General features: G+C 63.0%; 15 protein-coding genes. 6 read left to right on the top strand and 9 right to left on the bottom strand.

Annotated features, from left to right (window positions below):
- Positions 1-12: 12 nt before the first annotated feature.
- Together FJ949_RS22600 and FJ949_RS22605 are read left to right on the top strand one after the other, a co-directional pair.
- Positions 13-1,500 (top strand): NAD-dependent succinate-semialdehyde dehydrogenase, encoded by a 1,488-nt coding sequence (locus tag FJ949_RS22600; RefSeq protein WP_140499300.1) that lies wholly within the window; start codon positions 13-15, stop codon positions 1,498-1,500.
- An 11-nt stretch (positions 1,501-1,511) separates the two neighbouring features.
- Positions 1,512-2,327 carry an alpha/beta hydrolase gene (locus FJ949_RS22605; protein WP_140499302.1) on the top strand — a complete coding sequence of 272 codons (816 nt, stop codon included), beginning with the start codon at positions 1,512-1,514 and terminating at the stop codon, positions 2,325-2,327.
- Between the two features lie 59 nt (positions 2,328-2,386).
- On the opposite strand, the gene FJ949_RS22610 is transcribed toward FJ949_RS22605, so the two are convergent.
- The 6 genes from FJ949_RS22610 to FJ949_RS22635 all read right to left on the bottom strand — a co-directional run bounded on the left by FJ949_RS22610 (position 2,387) and on the right by FJ949_RS22635 (position 8,526).
- The gene (locus FJ949_RS22610) at positions 2,387-2,755 is read right to left on the bottom strand and encodes a putative quinol monooxygenase (protein ID WP_140499304.1); all 369 of its coding nucleotides are present in this window, start codon (positions 2,753-2,755) and stop codon (positions 2,387-2,389) included.
- A gap of 1 nt (position 2,756) precedes the next feature.
- A complete protein-coding gene (locus tag FJ949_RS22615; RefSeq protein WP_140499306.1) occupies positions 2,757-3,731 on the bottom strand; it encodes an ABC transporter permease in 975 nt (324 codons plus the stop codon).
- On the bottom strand, positions 3,721-5,307 hold the full coding sequence (locus tag FJ949_RS22620) for a sugar ABC transporter ATP-binding protein (RefSeq protein ID WP_224646840.1): 1,587 nt from the start codon (positions 5,305-5,307) through the stop codon (positions 3,721-3,723). The genes FJ949_RS22615 and FJ949_RS22620 overlap by 11 nt, the downstream gene beginning before the upstream one ends.
- Entirely contained in the window at positions 5,304-6,473 is a 1,170-nt protein-coding gene (locus FJ949_RS22625; RefSeq protein ID WP_140499308.1) for a Gfo/Idh/MocA family oxidoreductase, read from the bottom strand. The genes FJ949_RS22620 and FJ949_RS22625 overlap by 4 nt, the downstream gene beginning before the upstream one ends.
- Before the next feature lie 63 nt (positions 6,474-6,536).
- On the bottom strand, positions 6,537-7,658 hold the full coding sequence (locus FJ949_RS22630) for a substrate-binding domain-containing protein (protein ID WP_140499310.1): 1,122 nt from the start codon (positions 7,656-7,658) through the stop codon (positions 6,537-6,539).
- Between the two features lie 40 nt (positions 7,659-7,698).
- A complete protein-coding gene (locus FJ949_RS22635) occupies positions 7,699-8,526 on the bottom strand; it encodes a sugar phosphate isomerase/epimerase family protein (protein ID WP_140499312.1) in 828 nt (275 codons plus the stop codon).
- A 314-nt stretch (positions 8,527-8,840) separates the two neighbouring features.
- On the opposite strand from FJ949_RS22635, the gene FJ949_RS22640 reads away from it, so the two are divergent.
- The 3 genes from FJ949_RS22640 to FJ949_RS22650 are packed head-to-tail and all read left to right on the top strand — an operon-like array spanning position 8,841 to position 11,510.
- Positions 8,841-10,214 carry an ROK family protein gene (locus FJ949_RS22640; RefSeq protein WP_224519041.1) on the top strand — a complete coding sequence of 458 codons (1,374 nt, stop codon included), beginning with the start codon at positions 8,841-8,843 and terminating at the stop codon, positions 10,212-10,214.
- Positions 10,215-10,260: 46 nt separating this feature from the next.
- On the top strand, positions 10,261-11,274 hold the full coding sequence (locus FJ949_RS22645) for a substrate-binding domain-containing protein (protein WP_140499314.1): 1,014 nt from the start codon (positions 10,261-10,263) through the stop codon (positions 11,272-11,274).
- The gene (locus FJ949_RS22650) at positions 11,271-11,510 is read left to right on the top strand and encodes a transporter substrate-binding domain-containing protein (RefSeq protein WP_181167255.1); all 240 of its coding nucleotides are present in this window, start codon (positions 11,271-11,273) and stop codon (positions 11,508-11,510) included. Before FJ949_RS22645 ends, FJ949_RS22650 begins: the two co-directional genes overlap by 4 nt.
- 193 nt (positions 11,511-11,703) lie before the next feature.
- Here the strand turns inward: FJ949_RS22650 and FJ949_RS22655 are convergent, their stop codons facing one another.
- Positions 11,704-12,771 carry an ornithine cyclodeaminase gene (locus FJ949_RS22655; protein WP_140499316.1) on the bottom strand — a complete coding sequence of 356 codons (1,068 nt, stop codon included), beginning with the start codon at positions 12,769-12,771 and terminating at the stop codon, positions 11,704-11,706.
- A gap of 3 nt (positions 12,772-12,774) precedes the next feature.
- On the bottom strand, positions 12,775-13,695 hold the full coding sequence (gene rocF, locus FJ949_RS22660) for an arginase (RefSeq protein WP_140499318.1): 921 nt from the start codon (positions 13,693-13,695) through the stop codon (positions 12,775-12,777).
- Positions 13,696-13,821: 126 nt separating this feature from the next.
- Here rocF and FJ949_RS22665 point away from each other — a divergent pair, with 126 nt between their 5' ends.
- Complete coding sequence (locus FJ949_RS22665; RefSeq protein WP_140499320.1) at positions 13,822-14,259, top strand: Lrp/AsnC family transcriptional regulator; 438 nt, start codon at positions 13,822-13,824, stop codon at positions 14,257-14,259.
- A gap of 225 nt (positions 14,260-14,484) precedes the next feature.
- Here the strand turns inward: FJ949_RS22665 and FJ949_RS22670 are convergent, their stop codons facing one another.
- Entirely contained in the window at positions 14,485-15,813 is a 1,329-nt protein-coding gene (locus tag FJ949_RS22670) for a cation diffusion facilitator family transporter (RefSeq protein ID WP_140499322.1), read from the bottom strand.
- Between the last annotated feature and the right edge of the window lie 5 nt (positions 15,814-15,818).

Genomic DNA, 15,818 nt, shown 5'->3' on the forward strand with positions numbered 1-15,818 from the left:
AGAGGTGATGAGATGAACGTACCCCAAGGGCAACTCAACGAAGATCCGGACATGTTCGACTACACCACATTCTCGCACGGCCTCTATATCGACGGACACTGGCGACCGTCTTGCGACGGTCGTCTCATTGAGGTGATCGATCCTTCCACGGAGGCCGTGATTGCGGCTGTCCCGGACGCCACGATTGCCGATGCCGCCGCTGCCGTCGAGGCGGCTGCGAAGGCGGCGGCAGGCTGGCGCGCAACCGCGCCGCGCAAGCGTTCGGAAATACTGCGGCGTTGTTTCGAATTGATGGTCGAACGGTCCGATACGCTGGCGGCGCTGATCTCGCTGGAGAACGGCAAGGCGCTGCGGGACGCGCGCGGCGAGGTCGCCTATGCGGCTGAATTCTTCCGCTGGAATGCCGAGGAAGCGGTGCGCATCAGCGGCGAGTTCGGCCTGGCGCCGTCAGGCGCCAACCGGATCGTCGTTGATTATCATCCGATCGGCATCTGCGTGCTCATAACGCCCTGGAATTTCCCCGCCGCCATGGCGACACGCAAGATCGCGCCGGCGCTGGCCGCCGGCTGCACCGTCATTCTGAAGCCCGCCAGCGAGACGCCCCTGACCGCCTACGCGCTCGCCGCGCTGTACGAGGAGGCGGGTGTGCCTCCCGGCGTCGTCAATGTGCTCACCACTTCGAACCCCGGACCAGTGACCTCCGCCATGCTCGCCGACCCGCGCGTCCGGAAGCTATCCTTCACCGGTTCGACCGGCGTGGGTCGTGTTCTGCTGGCCGAAGCCGCCAAGCACGTCATCTCATGCTCGATGGAACTCGGCGGCAACGCCCCGTTCATCGTCTTCGATGACGCCGATCTGGACGCGGCCCTCGACGGCGCGATGGTCGCCAAGATGCGAAACGCCGGCGAGGCCTGCACGGCAGCCAACCGCATCTACGCGCAGGCCGGCATCCATGACGCTTTTGCCGAAGGTCTGCGCCAACGCATGGCCGCGCTCAAGCTCGGTTCAGGCACCGACCCGGACACCGAATGCGGTCCGATGATTACCAGGAAGGCCGTCGACAAGATCGATCGGCTGGTCAAGGACGCGGTCGCCCGTGGGGCCAGGATCCTGTGCGGCGGCGCGGTCGCCGACGACAAGGGCTATTTCTATCCGCCGACCGTCCTTCGGGACGTGCCCGCCAATGCCGAGATGGCGCAGGAGGAGATATTCGGTCCGGTGGCCCCGATCAGCCGCTTCGAGAACGAGGACGAAGTCATCGCGCGCGCCAACGACACGGAATACGGCCTTGCCGCCTACATCTACACGCGTGATCTGGCCAGGGGCATGCACGTGGCATCGAAGATCGAAACGGGCATGGTCGCGCTCAATCGCGGCCTGATGTCGGATCCGGCGGCACCTTTCGGCGGCGTCAAGCAGAGCGGCCTTGGCCGCGAAGGCGGACAGAAGCACGGCATTGCCGAGTTCATGGAGGCGAAGTACATCGCCGTGACCATGTGAACGGGCACCCCATGCAGAATGATCCTTTCCGCATCCGCGACCACGTCGCCGAGTTCGACGACATCGTCGCCGAGATCGTTCGTCGCAGCACGGAGGTGCGCGCAACAATACCGATGGTTGCCGACATCGCCTATGGAGCGGATGCCACCGAGACCATCGACCTGTTCTTTCCGGAGGGCAAACGCGACCGCCTGCCGGTCCATGTGTTCATCCATGGCGGCTACTGGCGCATGTTCTCCAAGCGCGACTATTCCTATGTCGCCGAGACGGTGACGCGCGCCGGCGCAATCGCGGTCATCGTCGATTATGCGCTGATGCCGGCTGTGAGGATGGCCACGATCGTCGACCAGGTGCGGCGCGCCAAAAGCTGGGTGCTCGACCATATCGGCGATCACGGCGGCGATACCGAGCGCCTGACCGTGAGCGGACATTCAGCCGGCGCCCAACTTGCGACGATGCTTTTCAATGACGACGGCCGGACTTCGACAATCAAAGGCGCGTTGCTGCTTGGCGGTCTCTACGACCTGAAGCCCCTTCAGACCTCTTTCCTTGCCGCCGAGATCGCGATAACGGACGAGGACGCAGCCAGGTTCTCGCCGCTCACCCGCCGTTTCGATCCGTCGGTGTCGGTCGAGATCGCTGTCGGCACCGATGAAACGCCGCCATTCCACAGCCAGGCCGAGGCGTTTACGCGGCATCTGAAGGAGCAGGGACTACAGGTCTCGCAGACCGCCCTTCCTGGAGCCAATCACATGAGCAGCGTTCTCGACCTCGGCTTGGCCGGCACCGAGGCGGCAACCATGCTGACAAACCTGGTTTCCGGCTGAGGCCATTGGCGTTCCGTCAAAAGCTGGCACTTTCAGCTGTCACCCGCGTCCCGAGCGCTTTACCTGTCTCCATCGGATCTGCTCTCACCGCGCGGGGTTGGAAACGATCGCTCATGCGATGCCAGCGCCAGCTGGCTGAGCATGACGAATTGACGGACATCCACCGGCCGCGCAACGAGGTCGTCGAGCTTCCCGAACAGCGGCATCAGATGTGGCATGGAGAGGTGCCTGTCGAGATCGTCCTTCGAACGCCAGTTCTCGTAAAACATGAATACGCAGGGGTCAGCCGGGTCGACATGGAAGTCGTAGTTGATGCAGCCCTCCTCGGCACGTGTCGGTTCGACGAGGCCCGACAGGATTCTTTGCAGTTCATCGCGGGTTTCGGGTTTGGCAACCACGGTGCCGATGACCGTATAGGGAACCGTCATCTCATTTCCTCCCCTGGCTGAGTGCAACGGCAAGGATGATGATGGCGCCGCGCGCGATTAGCTGCTGGCTGAACTCCAACCCCATCAGAATCAGGCCGTTATTGATGAGGCCGATCATCAGCGCGCCGACAATTGTCCCGATCACCGTGCCGGAGCCGCCGAACAGGCTGGTGCCGCCAAGCACCGCCGCGGCTATCACCGACAGTTCGTCGCCTTGGCCGAGTTGGAAGCGCCCCGATTGCAGCCGGCCGGCGTAAAGCATTCCGGCCAGCGCCGCCGCCATGGCCGAGATGGTAAGCACGCGGAACTTGACCGACTTGGTGTCGATGCCGGAATAACGCGCCGCGATCTCGCCGCCGCCGGTGGCCAGCACGCGGCGGCCAAAGCTCGTTCGCCTCAAAACGACGTGGCCGACGGCTCCCAGCACCAGCATCCAGATCAGCAGCACCGGCACCGGCCCGACATTGCCGCCGCCGAAGATCCAGGAGTAGCTCTTCGAGATGATCGGCACCGCAGCCGTATCGCTGATCCACATTGCGGTGCCGGTAGCGATGCCCATCATAGCCAACGTGGTAAGGAAGGATGGAATTCCGACCCGCGTCGTCAACAGGCCGTTGAAGGTGCCGACGACGGCGCCTGTGGCGAGCCCCGCCATCACACCGGTGATCGGTCCGCCGGCGTCGATCGCCATCGCCGTCGTCACCGAGGCGAGACCCGCGACGGCACCAACGGACAGGTCGATCTCGCCTGCCGACAGAACATAGGTCATGGCGATCGCCATCACCGCGATCATCGCCGTCTGCCGCACGATGTTGAGCAGGTTGTTGAGGTTGAGGAAGCCCTTGTCGAACAACGTTATCGCGAAAATGATGAAGATGACGACGAAACCGATGTAGATGATGTTCTGCCGCCAGTTGGTGAGCCCAAGCCTCGCTGCCAGCGAGGACTGGGACGCGGCAGCCTGACTAGTGGACATGTATTCCTCCCTGGCTCTTGCTCAGCGCTTTCTGGATGACGATCTGCAGCTTGCGCTCGGCCGCCTGGAGTCGCGCAACCGGATCGTTCTTTGGCGCCGAGGGATCGTCGAGATCGGCGCGGCTGACATCGTCCACGACGCGCCCCTCGGAGACGACGATGATACGGTCGCAGGCCGACAGCATCTCGGACAGCTCCGACGAGATCATGATGATTGCCTTGCCGGCGTTGGCGAGCTGGCGAACCAGCAGGATGATTTCCGACTTCGAACCGATATCGATGCCGGAGGTCGGCTCGTCGAGGACCAGGATCTCCGGATTCCTCGAAAGCCATTTGCCGATGACGACCTTCTGCTGGTTGCCGCCCGAAAGTGTGCGCACCGGGCTGTCGCGCGATGCAGTCTTGATCCGCAGCTGGGCGATCTGGCGATCAGTCAGCTCGCGCATCTTTTTCGTCGACACAAAGGCCTTGCTGCTCAACTGGTCGAGCACGGCGAGCGTCATGTTGGAGGCGACCGAATGCCCCGCGATGACGCCCTGCCGTAGCCGATCCTCCGGCACCAGCGCCACACCGGCCTCGATGGCGTCACTTGGTCTGGCGATCGCCACCGGCTCGCCGGCAATGCGGATCTCGCCTTCGACGATCGGATCTATGCCGGCGATGACGCGCGCGATCGCCGACCGCCCGGAGCCCAGCAGCCCGGCTAGGCCGACCACTTCGCCGCTGTGGACGACGAAGCTGACGTTCTTCGGTTTCTCCACCCCTGAAACACCGTCGAGCTCAAGCAGCGGCGCCCCGACATTCGATTCGCCGCGTACCACGTCGGACAGACCACGCGAGCGTTTGCCGACAATATGCTCAATCATCGTTTCGATCGGCAGTTCCGACATCGGCGCGGTGATGACGTTGCGGCCATCGCGCAAGATCGTGGCGCGGTCGGCGATGCGGGCTATCTCGTCCATGCGGTGCGAGACATAGATGATGGCGACGCCTTCCGATCTCAGTTTGCGCAGGAAGGCAAACAGCCGCTCGACATCGGATACCGCCAGCGCCGTCGACGGTTCATCCAGGACCAGCACTTTCGCATTCTGCGAGATCGCCTTGACGATCTCCGTCAACTGCCGTTGGCCGGCGCCGAGATTGCCGATCGTCGCTTTCGGATCGACCTCGACCTGCAGCATGTCGAACAGGTCCTTGGCGCGTTTTTCGGCGGTGCGATCGTCGATCAGGCCGAACGCGACCTTGGCTTCGCGGGTCAGGAAAACATTCTGCGCCACGGTCAGCGTGGGGATGAGGCTCATTTCCTGGAAGATCATGGCGATGCCCGCCCGCCTTGAAGCTTCGGGCGAGATTTCGGCGAGTGGCTTGCCATCGACTAGAATGGTACCGGTGTCCGGCACATGAACGCCGTTCAACACTTTCAGGATGGTCGACTTACCGGCACCATTGCCACCGAGCAATGCGTGGATTTCGCCTTTCTCTACCCGCAGGTCGACATCGACCAGCGCCTTGACGCCGCCGAAGGATTTGGTGACGCCTTTCATTTCCACCGCATGAACAGGCGCCGCGATTGTCATGGTCGGACCTTGGTCCACTGGCCGGATTGGCCGGATTCGATCAGCGCGTCGGCCACCCGCTCGGTCTTGTAGCCATCCTCGAAATTGGGCAAGGGCTGCTTGCCCGAAACAATAGCCGAGAAGAAATCGAAACACTCCACGATCTTGGTTTCGGAATAGCCGATGCCGAGCGCCGGGATTGGCCACAGACCCGACCCATAGGGGTGCGCCGGACCGGAATAGACGGACCTGAAGCCGCGTGCATCCGCAGGATCATCGGCAAACATCACCTGCAATTCGTCGCGCCGTTCGTAGTTGAAAGCAATGGAGCCTTTGGTGCCGTGGATCTCGAAAGTGATGAAATTGTTGCGGCCATAGGCGTTGCGGGTCGCCTCCAGCGAACCGATCGCGCCGTCGGCGAATTTCAGCAGCGTCATCACCTCGTCGTCGACGTCGACCTCAGCCCGCTCGGTATCGGTATTCCTCTCTGCCGCGCCGAGCCTGTCGAGATTGCCGCGTTGGATCGGTCGCGTTTTGTTGTAGGTGCGCACCAACGCGCTGACCTCGGCGATCTCGCCGACCAGATAACGGGCAAGGTCGACGACATGGGTGCCGATGTCGCCGATCGAGCCGGACCCGGCGATCTTCTTCTGAAAGCGCCAGGACAGAGGCGAATCCGGATCGGCCGACCAGTCCTGCAGATAGGTGCCGCGGAAGTTGAGAATCTTACCGATGCGGCCTTCCTCTATGTATTGGCGGGCAAGCGCCACTGCCGGCGTGCGACGATAGTTGAAGGCAACCATGTGGATGACGCCGGCTTTGTTCACCGCGTCGAGCATGGTCTTTGCCTCGTCGCCGCCGCGCGCCAGCGGCTTTTCGCAGATGATGTGCTTGCCGGCTTCAGCGGCCGCGATCGCGATCGCGGCATGGCTGTCGTTCGGGGTGACGATGTCAATGACGTCGATGTCGGATCGCGTCACCACCGAACGCCAGTCAGCGGATGATTCCTCGAATCCGTAGCGACGGCGGCCTTCGTCGGCCAGTGTCTCGGTGATGTCGACCACCACCTTGCGCACGGGGATGGCGGGGGCGGGCCAGAAGAACATCGGCATCGTCGCATAAGCGAGCGCATGGGCTTTACCCATAAAGCCGCCGCCGATCATCGCCACGTTGAGCGTCTTGGTCATGATGGTCTCCTGTCGAATTGAGAAGAGGTGCGGCCGCTGGGAGTGCGCCGGCCGCAGGGCGCGCTACATGCTGCCCTTGATCTTGTCGGTCGCCTCGGCGTGATAGACGGCTTTCCAACCCTCGAGCAGCGTGTCCTTGGTGACGGGCAGCGCCGGCAAGGCGACGAAGGCCGGAGCCTCCTTGCCGAGCAGACCGTAGCCTGCGAGCAGGGCTTCGGTGACGCCCTGGTCAAACGGACGCTGGGCGCCCAGGCCCTTCACGAAGCCCCCGCCCGCCATATTGATTGCGACGTTCTCGCCGAGGTCGCAGGTGGTGATGACAAGGTCGTCGCGACCAGCGGTGCGGGCCGCCGAGATGACGCCTTCGGCCGGCACGTCCCACACCGCCCAGATGCCGTTGATGGCAGGGTTGGAAGTGAGGATGGCCGATGCCGCCTTTTCGGCGTCGCCGGTGAAGTCCGGGCCGCCAATGCCTTGTTCGGCGACAATCTTGATATCGGGGTAGTTGTCGGCGATCGTCTTCTTGAAGCCATCATAACGCTGTTTGGTGACAAAGAAGTCGGCGGCGTGGAAGACCAGACCAATGTCGCCCTTGCCCCCCAGCGCCTTGGCCATCAGATGCGCTGCGGCGACGCCGTTGCCATAATTGTCGGCCGAGACTACGGAGACGTAATCCTTGCCCGCGACGAAGCCGGCCGGCACGTTGTCCATGAACACCAGCTTCACGCCCTTATCGGCAACTGCCCTGTACGCGGACGCCGTCGCCGACGGGTCGGTGGGGATCGAAACGATGATCTTGGGGTTCTGGGCCATCACAGTTTCGAGGTCGGCGACCTGCTTTTCCGGCTTGAATCCGGCATCGGTCGTGGCGATCACCTCGATGCCCATCTTGCCAAACTGGTCTTTGAGGCCGGCGATCTGCGCGCGTGACCAGTCATTGCCGCCATAGTGCATGACGATCGCCGCCGTCGCCTTCATGTCCTTGATCTTGGCCAGTTCCTCCTGCGTCAGATTGACGGACGCCGCCGACGCTGGAGCTTCGCCGTTCGGCCCCTTGGAGAGCACTGTCTTCTGCAGTTCGGCGAGTGCTGAATCGGGGTCGGCGAAAGCGGGAGCTGCGGTATAGAGGCTGGCGGCCAGCAATGCCGCCGTGAACGTCCCGGCTATTGTGTTGAAACGTGTCATTTGGGTCTCCTCCCTGATGACAGGCTTGGTACCTGTCGGTTCAACTCTGCTTCAAAGCGCTCTTCAGATATTTCATGCTGAGTTCCGCCCCTTGCTTGGGGTCTGGCCAGGCATCCAGCTCGGTTGCGATCCAGCCGGAAAATCCGGTGTCCTCGAGCGCCTGGATGATCGGCTCCATATCAAGGTCGCCGCGGTCGAGCGGCGTGAAGGCGAAGGGATCGCGCTGCCAGCCCTTCAAATGCACATAGCTGATGCGCTTGCTGAATTCGCGAATCTGCGCGGCCGGATCACCGCCAGCGGCTGCCAGATGCGCGGTGTCCGGACAGAAATCGATCGCGGTATGTTTGAAAATCTCGCGAACTTCGTCGGGACCTTCGACGATGGTCGACAGATGCGGGTGATAGTGCGCGCGCAAGCCCGCCTTGGCTGCGATGTCGATGACCTTGTCGAGCGCCGCGCCGAGGCGCTTGAAATCATCTGGCTGCCGGCCTTTGGCTCGCTTGGCGCCACCGCCGACGACCAGATGCTCGCCGCCGAGTTCGGCCACGGCAGCCGCTCCGCGTTCGATCCGCGCCAACTCCTCGCCAAGGATATCGTCGAAGATAAAGTTGGCACCGGAGTAGCCGGCCACGAGCACGACGCCGGACTGGTCCAAGGCAGCGCGCAGCGCGCCATTGCGTCCTTGATAGTCGAGGAGATTGCCGTCGAAGAGTTCTGTTCCGGTATATCCGGCCGATCCAATGTCGCGGATCGCCTGCTCCATGTCACCGAAGGTGCGATAGGTAAGCTGGGTGATCGAAGTGACGCCGACGGCGTTGCCACCGAGCGCACCCCAGCAATTGGCGTGATAGGCCAGTTTCACCGGCATCTCGTATCCTCCCTGCCTGTAGCCGATGCATCACCGCGCGCAGCGCGGGGCCGGCATCTTTGGCTGGAGAAGAATTCGGACAACGGACGTGCGACATCCTTCGCCTTCGCGAGGGCTGTCGACGTTAGGAGCCCTCCTCCGAGCCTGGCTGATACTTATGCCCGCCTTTCGCCGCTCGTCAATCATTAAAATGCAAAAGTCGGCATACTTTTGTTTGTAAAATACATAAGTTCCTGCTTGATCCGTAAATGAGGCCACGGTACCCATGGCTAACGGCGTGATGACCCTGAGCCGGCAGCGATAGAGATCGGGAGATGAGCCTCGGCAAGACTATGGACGAGCGCAGCGCCACAGACCCCGTACAGTCGGACCAACCGCGCCGCGCCGCCGGCCGGCCGCGTGCCAGCGAATCCGCGCATGGCAGCCTGGCCACGCTGCTCAACCTTATACGGACCGAGGCGGCAACGACCCGCCAGGAGCTAGAGAACCAGTCGGAACTGGGGCGCGCCGTCGTCACGGATCGTCTCGCCACGCTGCTTCGGCTAGGGCTGATAGAAGAAGGCGAACTCGGCCCGGCGATCGGCGGACGCGCACCACGCCATGTCCGCTTCCGGCCGCGCATTGGCATGATCCTGGCCGCCGTGCTCGATCATTCCTCGCTGGCAGTCGGTGTATCAGACCTGTCCGGCCGCCTGCTGGCCGAACATCACGAAGCGGTGGAACTGGCCGCAGGTCCCGAGCCGGTGGTCCAGCGGCTAGCAACGCTGTTTGCCTGGATGCTGGAAGAGCATGGCAGTGAGGCCAGCATCTGGGGCATCGGGCTGGCGGTGCCCGGAGCCGTTGAGAAATGCGATGATCAGCGGCTGTTCGCGCCGGCGCTGAATGCGTTCCAGAACTGGGATGGATTCCCTTTCGTCGAGCAGTTGGCCACGCTTGTCGGCGCGCCGGTATGGGTGCGAAGCGGCGTCCAGACGATGACGATGGGCGAACTGAAGTCCGGCAGCGGCCTCGCCGACATGATCTTCGTCAAGCTCGGCCGCTCGATCAGCGCCGGCGTGGTTTCGGAGGGAGCGTTGCACCGTGGCGCGCAGGGCGCTGCCGGCATGATCGGTCATACTTTCATCGAGGGCAGAAATCTCGAAGCTGTTGCCGGCAGCGAAGCGCTCGGACGCGAGGCCCGCCAGGCGGCCGAGAGCGGGAGCAGCCCCTATCTGGCCGAGATGCTTGCGCGCGCCGGCGAAGTGACGGTCACCGACGCTGGCCACGGCGCCCAATTGGGCGATCCGTTCTGTATCGACCTTCTCGGGCGTTGCGGCCGTGCGGTCGGCGAGGTACTGGCGCCATTGGCCAATCTGCTGAACCCGTCATTGATCGTACTCGGCGGCAGCGTGGCCCAGACCGGGGACATACTGTTGGCAGCCGTACGCGAGGCGGTCTATCGCCAGTCGCATCCGATCGTCACCCGCGACCTGCGCATCGTCCGTTCGCAGATGGGCGGCTCGGCCGGACTGGTCGGCGCCGCCCAAGTCGTTGCGGAAGCACTGTTCGATGCGAAATTTCTGCAGGGGTGGATTACGCTCGGTTCACCGCGTGAGCATCCGGAATTCAAGGATTTTCTCGCGCGGGCCGCACTCGGAACCAGCGCTCGCCCGGCAAAGCCACGGCCACCGGGAGGAGCGCTTGCATAGCATCGCCAAGTCGGCCGGGCCGCGTGAACCTGGGGAGGGTTGAGGAATGGCGATCACCGGCCTTGGGCCGCATGGCGAACGGGCGGTTCCAGCCGACCAGGTCGGGTTGTCGAATGCCGACGCCGATCTCGCCCGCAACCGGCGCTTCTCGGTCGCCATCGTTCTCCACACCACCAAGAGCGACTGGGCTAAGGAGGAATTGGCCGGGATCGTCACCACGCTTGGCCGCTACGGAGCGGCGGTGGTCGAGGTCGTCGACTGCGGCTTCGACATCGAGCGGCAAATTTCGGAACTGAAACGGCTGGCCGGCGAAGCCGTGGATGCGGTGGTCTCCATTCCAATCGGCAGCAACCGTGCCGCCGACGCGCATCGTGCAATATCGGCGGCCGGAAAGAAGCTGTTGCTGCTCGACAATGCCCCAACCGGCATGCTGCCCGGCAAGGATTACGTCAGCGTTGTTTCCAGCGACAATTTCGGTCTCGGTCAGATCGGCGCAGAACTCCTGGCGCCACATATACCACAGGGCGGAAAGGTCGGCGTTCTGGCCTATGGCATCGATTTCTTCGCGACGCATGAGCGCGAGATTGCTTTCCGAAAATGGATGGCTGCTCGACGTCCCGACCTGACGCTGGTTCGCGGCAAGTTTGCCGACGTGTCGCAAGCGAGAGCCGCGACCGCCGACTTGCTGCAGGCCAATCCGGAGCTCGCCGGACTGTTTGCCGTCTGGGACGTGCCGGCAATCGCTGCCGTCGCGGCGATCCGCGATGCGGGCAAGGCTATTCCGGTGACGACAGTCGACCTCGGCAACGACGTCGCCACGGACCTCGTTGGTGGAGGCCTGATCAAGGGCATCGCCGCGCAACTGCCTCACGATCAGGGCGTTGCTACGGGCATTGCCACAATTCTCGGCCTGCTCGAACGCCAGCCGCCGGCCTGGATCGCGCTTCCCGGGCTCAGTGTCACGGCCAGCAATGTAGTAGAAGCCTATCAAGTCGTCTGGCGCACACCAGCGCCCGCCGCCTTGCTAATGGCGCGCAAGCCACGAAACAGCCTGCCTTGACCGACAATGTCGTCTTCGCGAGGGACCGCGCGGCAAAGAGCAACGGCACGCTGATCACAAGCGGTCCGCGTCTCGTCGGCGCCATCATGGCGTCAAATGTTTGCCTGGGCATCCGCAAGCAGGAGCCCGAGCTTCAGGCGATCCTCAACAAGGCGCTCGGCGAGATGGCCGCGGACGGTACGCTCGCGCAGATGTCGAAGAAGTGGTTTGAAGTGGGCTTGAGCCCGAAGAGCTAAAACAATTCCAGGAAAAGTGTAGAGCGGTCTTCCCGGAAAAGCGTGTAGCGCTTTCCCTGGAGAATTGCATAAAAGTGATAGAGCGCTTCGTCATTTCCATCGAACGATGAACCGCTTTAGGATATCGAGCCGCGCGCCGCTCGGCGCCGCAGCTATTGCGAGGCGGACATTCGGCCGCAGGTTCTGCGAAAACTCAGCTGGATACGGCCGTGATCTGGGCGGCCTTGTCGGCGCGCAGCAGCATGCCGAAGAGGTCGCGTGGCTCATCCGGGTCCGCCAGCAGATCGAGCTCCTCGTAGAGGCCGGTGCGCTGAAGCTGGTCGCGGACGTAGCGCAGCGCGGAAAAGTCCTCGATCGCAAAGCCGACGGAATCGAACAAGGTGATCTGACTGGCATCCCGGCGGCCGACGGCCTTGCCGGTCATCACTTGCCACAACTCCGTCACGGTATGGTCCGGCTCGAGTTGCTGGACTTCACCCTCGATGCGCGACTGCGGCGGGTATTCGACGAATATGGCGGAGCGCAGCAGAATATCGCGATGCAATTCCGTCTTGCCGGGGCAATCGCCGCCGACGGCATTTATGTGCACGCCCGATCCGACCATGTTGTCCGTCAGGATGGTCGCGGAGCGTTTGTCGGCGGTGACCGTCGTGATGATGTGAGCCCCTTCCACCGCCTCCTGCGCCGAAGCGCAGATCGCGATGTCGAAACCGAACCCCGCAAGGTTTTTCGCGCACTTCAAGGATGCCGACCGATCGATGTCATAGAGGCGAAGCCTGTCGATGCCGAGCAGGGCCTTGAAGGCGATGGCCTGGAATTCCGACTGGGCGCCATTGCCGATGATTGCCATGCAGTCCGCCGCATTGGGAGCAAGGTATTTGGCCGCGACGGCCGACGTCGCCGCCGTGCGCAACGCGGTCAGGATGGTCATTTCCGAAAGCAGCATCGGATAGCCATTGCCGACATCGGCCATCACGCCGAACGCCGTCACGGTCTGGCGCCCGTCGCGCGTGTTTTTTGGATGACCGTTGACATACTTGAAGCCGTAGAGCTGTCCGTCGCTCGTAGGCATCAGTTCGATGACGCCGTCGATGCTGTGCGAAGCGATGCGTGGGGTCTTGTCGAACAATTCCCAGCGTCGGAAATCCTCTTCGATATAGGCAGCGAGATCGATGAGAAAGCGATCGATGCCGACGGCAAGAACCAGCTTCATCATGTGATCGACGCTGACGAAGGGCACGATGTTCAGATGGGGGGTCACAGTTCAATAACTCCGTGTGGGACGGTCCATGATCCGCCGGCCCATCAGGCTCGCGGTCAGGTCCACGAGAAGGGTTGCGGTGCGGTTGCGTTCGTCGAGTGCGGGATTGAGCTCGACCAGGTCGAGGCTGGTGACGAGATGGCTGTCGTGCAACATCTCCATCACCAGATGAGCCTCGCGGAAGGTGGCGCCGCCCGGCACGGTGGTGCCCACGGCAGGCGCGATCGAAGGGTCGAGAAAATCGACATCGAGGCTGACATGCAGCATGCCGTTTTCGGCACTGACCCGCTCGAGAAAGGCGCGAAGCAGCGGGGCCATGCCGTATTCGTCAATCATCCGCATGTCGTGCACGGTGACGCCCGCCTTGCGTAGCGCTTCGCGCTCCGCCGGATCGACGCTGCGGATGCCCAGTGTGCAGATACGGGCCGGATCCACGCAAGCCGCCAGGCTGGGGAAGTAGCCTTCGAAGCCGGGTTGCCCGCTGGCATAAGCCAGCGGCACGCCATGCAAATTCCCGCTGGTCGTGGTGTCGAGCGTGTGAAAATCAGGATGTGCGTCGAGCCACAGCACGAACAGCGGGCGGCCGGCTTCCGCCGCCCGGCGGGCGATACCGGCCAGCGTGCCGGCGGAAATGCTGTGGTCGCCACCAAGGAAGATCGGCATGGCGCCGGCGCTGGCTGCATAGGCCGCCTCGGTAATCGCCGCCGTCCATGCGACGATTTCCGGCAGCGCCTTCAAGGCGGCATTGCCGTGGCTGATCGGGCGCAGATCGGCAGAGGCGACGGTGCCAAGGTCGGCCAGCGTATGCCCGAGTTCAGTGAGCGCTGCCGCCAGGCCTGCGGTACGCAGCGCACTAGGCCCCATCTCGCAACCCATCCGGCCCGAGCCGACCTGGATCGGTGCCCCGACGATCGTACAATGCATCCGTATTTCCTCGCGCGTCTTCGATGCCTCATTGGAGCGCGGATAACTGGCAGGATGAACATATCAAATTGGCAAATTTGTCGAAATGGGCTATCAAAATGGAATGATTTGATTGCATTCTGAGCCATGGATCAGCTTGACGAACAGCTCATCACGCTTTTGCGGCATGACGCGCGGCGCAGCATCTCGGACCTTGCCATGGATGTCAGCGTCTCGCGGGCAACGGTCAGGTCTCGCATAGAGCGCCTTGAAAAAGCCGGTGCGATCATCGGTTATACCGTCATCCTGCGAGCCGATGCCGTCGACCAGCGTGTACGCGGCATCATGATGGTGGAAATCGAAGGGCATGCCGCCGATCGTGTGATCCGCGCTCTTGGCGGCTTCTCGGAGGTTTCGACGATCCATACCACCAACGGCCGCTGGGACCTGGTGATAGAACTGGGGACACAGACACTGACCGAATTCGACGCCGTGCTGCGGCGCATCCGCCTGATCCCCGGCATCACCGGCAGCGAGACCAGCCTGTTGTTGGCGACACCCCGGAGCACCAAGGCGCGGCTTTGATCGCTGTCTGCGAATAGGTTGGCTGGCAAACCGGCAGTACTGCTCCTGCACCGTTGTGCGGCGCAACCCTAAATGAGCTCGGACTTGGCCAACCTGTGGCAACCTCCAGCGGGGGCGGACCTTGCTGAGAAGAACAGAGCTGCGTGAGCGGCGAGATCTGTCATCGACCCGCGTCACGCGACACCGATTGAGCGAACGCGTCAAGTCGCGCAAGTCTGCCCCGTCCTAGTGTTGGTGGCCTTCCGGCTCAACCATCTTGAACGGCAGGACCTGTTGCTTGCCCTTAGAGGTCAGGATCAGCCTCGCCTCGAACTCGTGCGGCTCGGCGGGGGCGACGCTGCTTTCACGGCGGTGGTGATTGCCGGCGACAGGCCCGAGCGAAAGCGTCTCGGGACCTTCGGACCGGTCGATGATCACGGTCGCCCCCAGATCGTCGGCATGGCTGTCGATGGTGAGACGCAAGCGCTCGCCAGCGGGCGTATCGACGATTTCGAGCGTTCCCGTTGCCAGGTCGCTGACGACCTTGAAAGGCTCCGGCGCATGATCGGCGTGGGCCGAACCGCCAGCCACGGATCCGCCTTCGCCTTCCAGACGGATGTTCGCCTCCGAGAGCGCCGGCAGGTGGTCGAACAGCTCCCCTCTCAAAGCCTCCGCGATGCCGACCACATCCTTTGCGCTCGCTGTCTCGGCCACCTTGATGGCGATATCCGCATGCAGCCTGTGGCCGATCCAGCGCCCCCGCACCTGGGCGACCCGTTGGATGCCCCTCACATGTTCAGCCGCATGATGGATTTCCTCGACGATGCCCGGCTCGACGCCATCCAGCATGCGTGTCAGCACCGCCTTTGAGGACTGCCAGACGATGGCGAGGATAGCCACAGTGATCAAAAGGCCGATGATCGGGTCCGCGAGCGGGAAGCCTAGCCAGACGCCGGCCGCGCCAAGCACCACCGCAAGGCTGGTGAAGCCATCGGTGCGGGCGTGATAGCCGTCGGCGATCAGGGCCGCGCTGTTTATCTCGCGGCCGACGCGGATGCGGAATACCGCGACAGCCTCATTGCCCAGGAAACCGACGAGGCCGGCGGCGGCAACCCAGCCGAGGAAGCTGATGGCTTGGGGATGGATCAACCTGTCGATCGCCTCATAGCCGGCGACGATGGCACTGAAGAGGATAATCAGGACGATGATGATGCCGGCCAGGTCCTCGACCCGGCCAAGGCCGTAGGTGAAGGTCTTGCTGGGCTTGCGCCGCGCCAGCATGAAGGCGATCCACAGCGGGATGGCGGTGACCGCGTCGCCGACATTGTGGATGGTGTCGGCAAGCAGCGCCACGCTGCCCGAGAGGAATACGATGACCAGTTGCAGCACCGCTGTGAGGGCTAGCAGCACGAACGACCATTTGATCGCCCAGATGCCGCGTGTGGTCGTCGCGATTGTGGGATCGACCACGCCATGCGTGTGGCCGTGTCCGCCCTCGCCATGGTCATGGCCATGCCCGCCGAAGCCTTGAGCTGCCGGGCCGAAGCCGAACCAGCCGCGAATGCCGTCCATCATGGAGC

The organism is Mesorhizobium sp. B2-4-1 (assembly GCF_006442185.1).
Classification (GTDB): domain Bacteria; phylum Pseudomonadota; class Alphaproteobacteria; order Rhizobiales; family Rhizobiaceae; genus Mesorhizobium.

Coding starts and splice junctions, on each gene's coding strand:
- FJ949_RS22600 (WP_140499300.1), top strand. CDS start 13: ATGAACGTACCCCAAGGGCAACTCAACGAAGATCCGGACATGTTCGAC.
- FJ949_RS22605 (WP_140499302.1), top strand. CDS start 1,512: ATGCAGAATGATCCTTTCCGCATCCGCGACCACGTCGCCGAGTTCGAC.
- FJ949_RS22610 (WP_140499304.1), bottom strand. CDS start 2,755: ATGACGGTTCCCTATACGGTCATCGGCACCGTGGTTGCCAAACCCGAA.
- FJ949_RS22615 (WP_140499306.1), bottom strand. CDS start 3,731: ATGTCCACTAGTCAGGCTGCCGCGTCCCAGTCCTCGCTGGCAGCGAGG.
- FJ949_RS22620 (WP_224646840.1), bottom strand. CDS start 5,307: ATGACAATCGCGGCGCCTGTTCATGCGGTGGAAATGAAAGGCGTCACC.
- FJ949_RS22625 (WP_140499308.1), bottom strand. CDS start 6,473: ATGACCAAGACGCTCAACGTGGCGATGATCGGCGGCGGCTTTATGGGT.
- FJ949_RS22630 (WP_140499310.1), bottom strand. CDS start 7,658: ATGACACGTTTCAACACAATAGCCGGGACGTTCACGGCGGCATTGCTG.
- FJ949_RS22635 (WP_140499312.1), bottom strand. CDS start 8,526: ATGCCGGTGAAACTGGCCTATCACGCCAATTGCTGGGGTGCGCTCGGT.
- FJ949_RS22640 (WP_224519041.1), top strand. CDS start 8,841: ATGAGCCTCGGCAAGACTATGGACGAGCGCAGCGCCACAGACCCCGTA.
- FJ949_RS22645 (WP_140499314.1), top strand. CDS start 10,261: ATGGCGATCACCGGCCTTGGGCCGCATGGCGAACGGGCGGTTCCAGCC.
- rocF (WP_140499318.1), bottom strand. CDS start 13,695: ATGCATTGTACGATCGTCGGGGCACCGATCCAGGTCGGCTCGGGCCGG.
- FJ949_RS22665 (WP_140499320.1), top strand. CDS start 13,822: ATGGATCAGCTTGACGAACAGCTCATCACGCTTTTGCGGCATGACGCG.
- FJ949_RS22670 (WP_140499322.1), bottom strand. CDS start 15,813: ATGATGGACGGCATTCGCGGCTGGTTCGGCTTCGGCCCGGCAGCTCAA.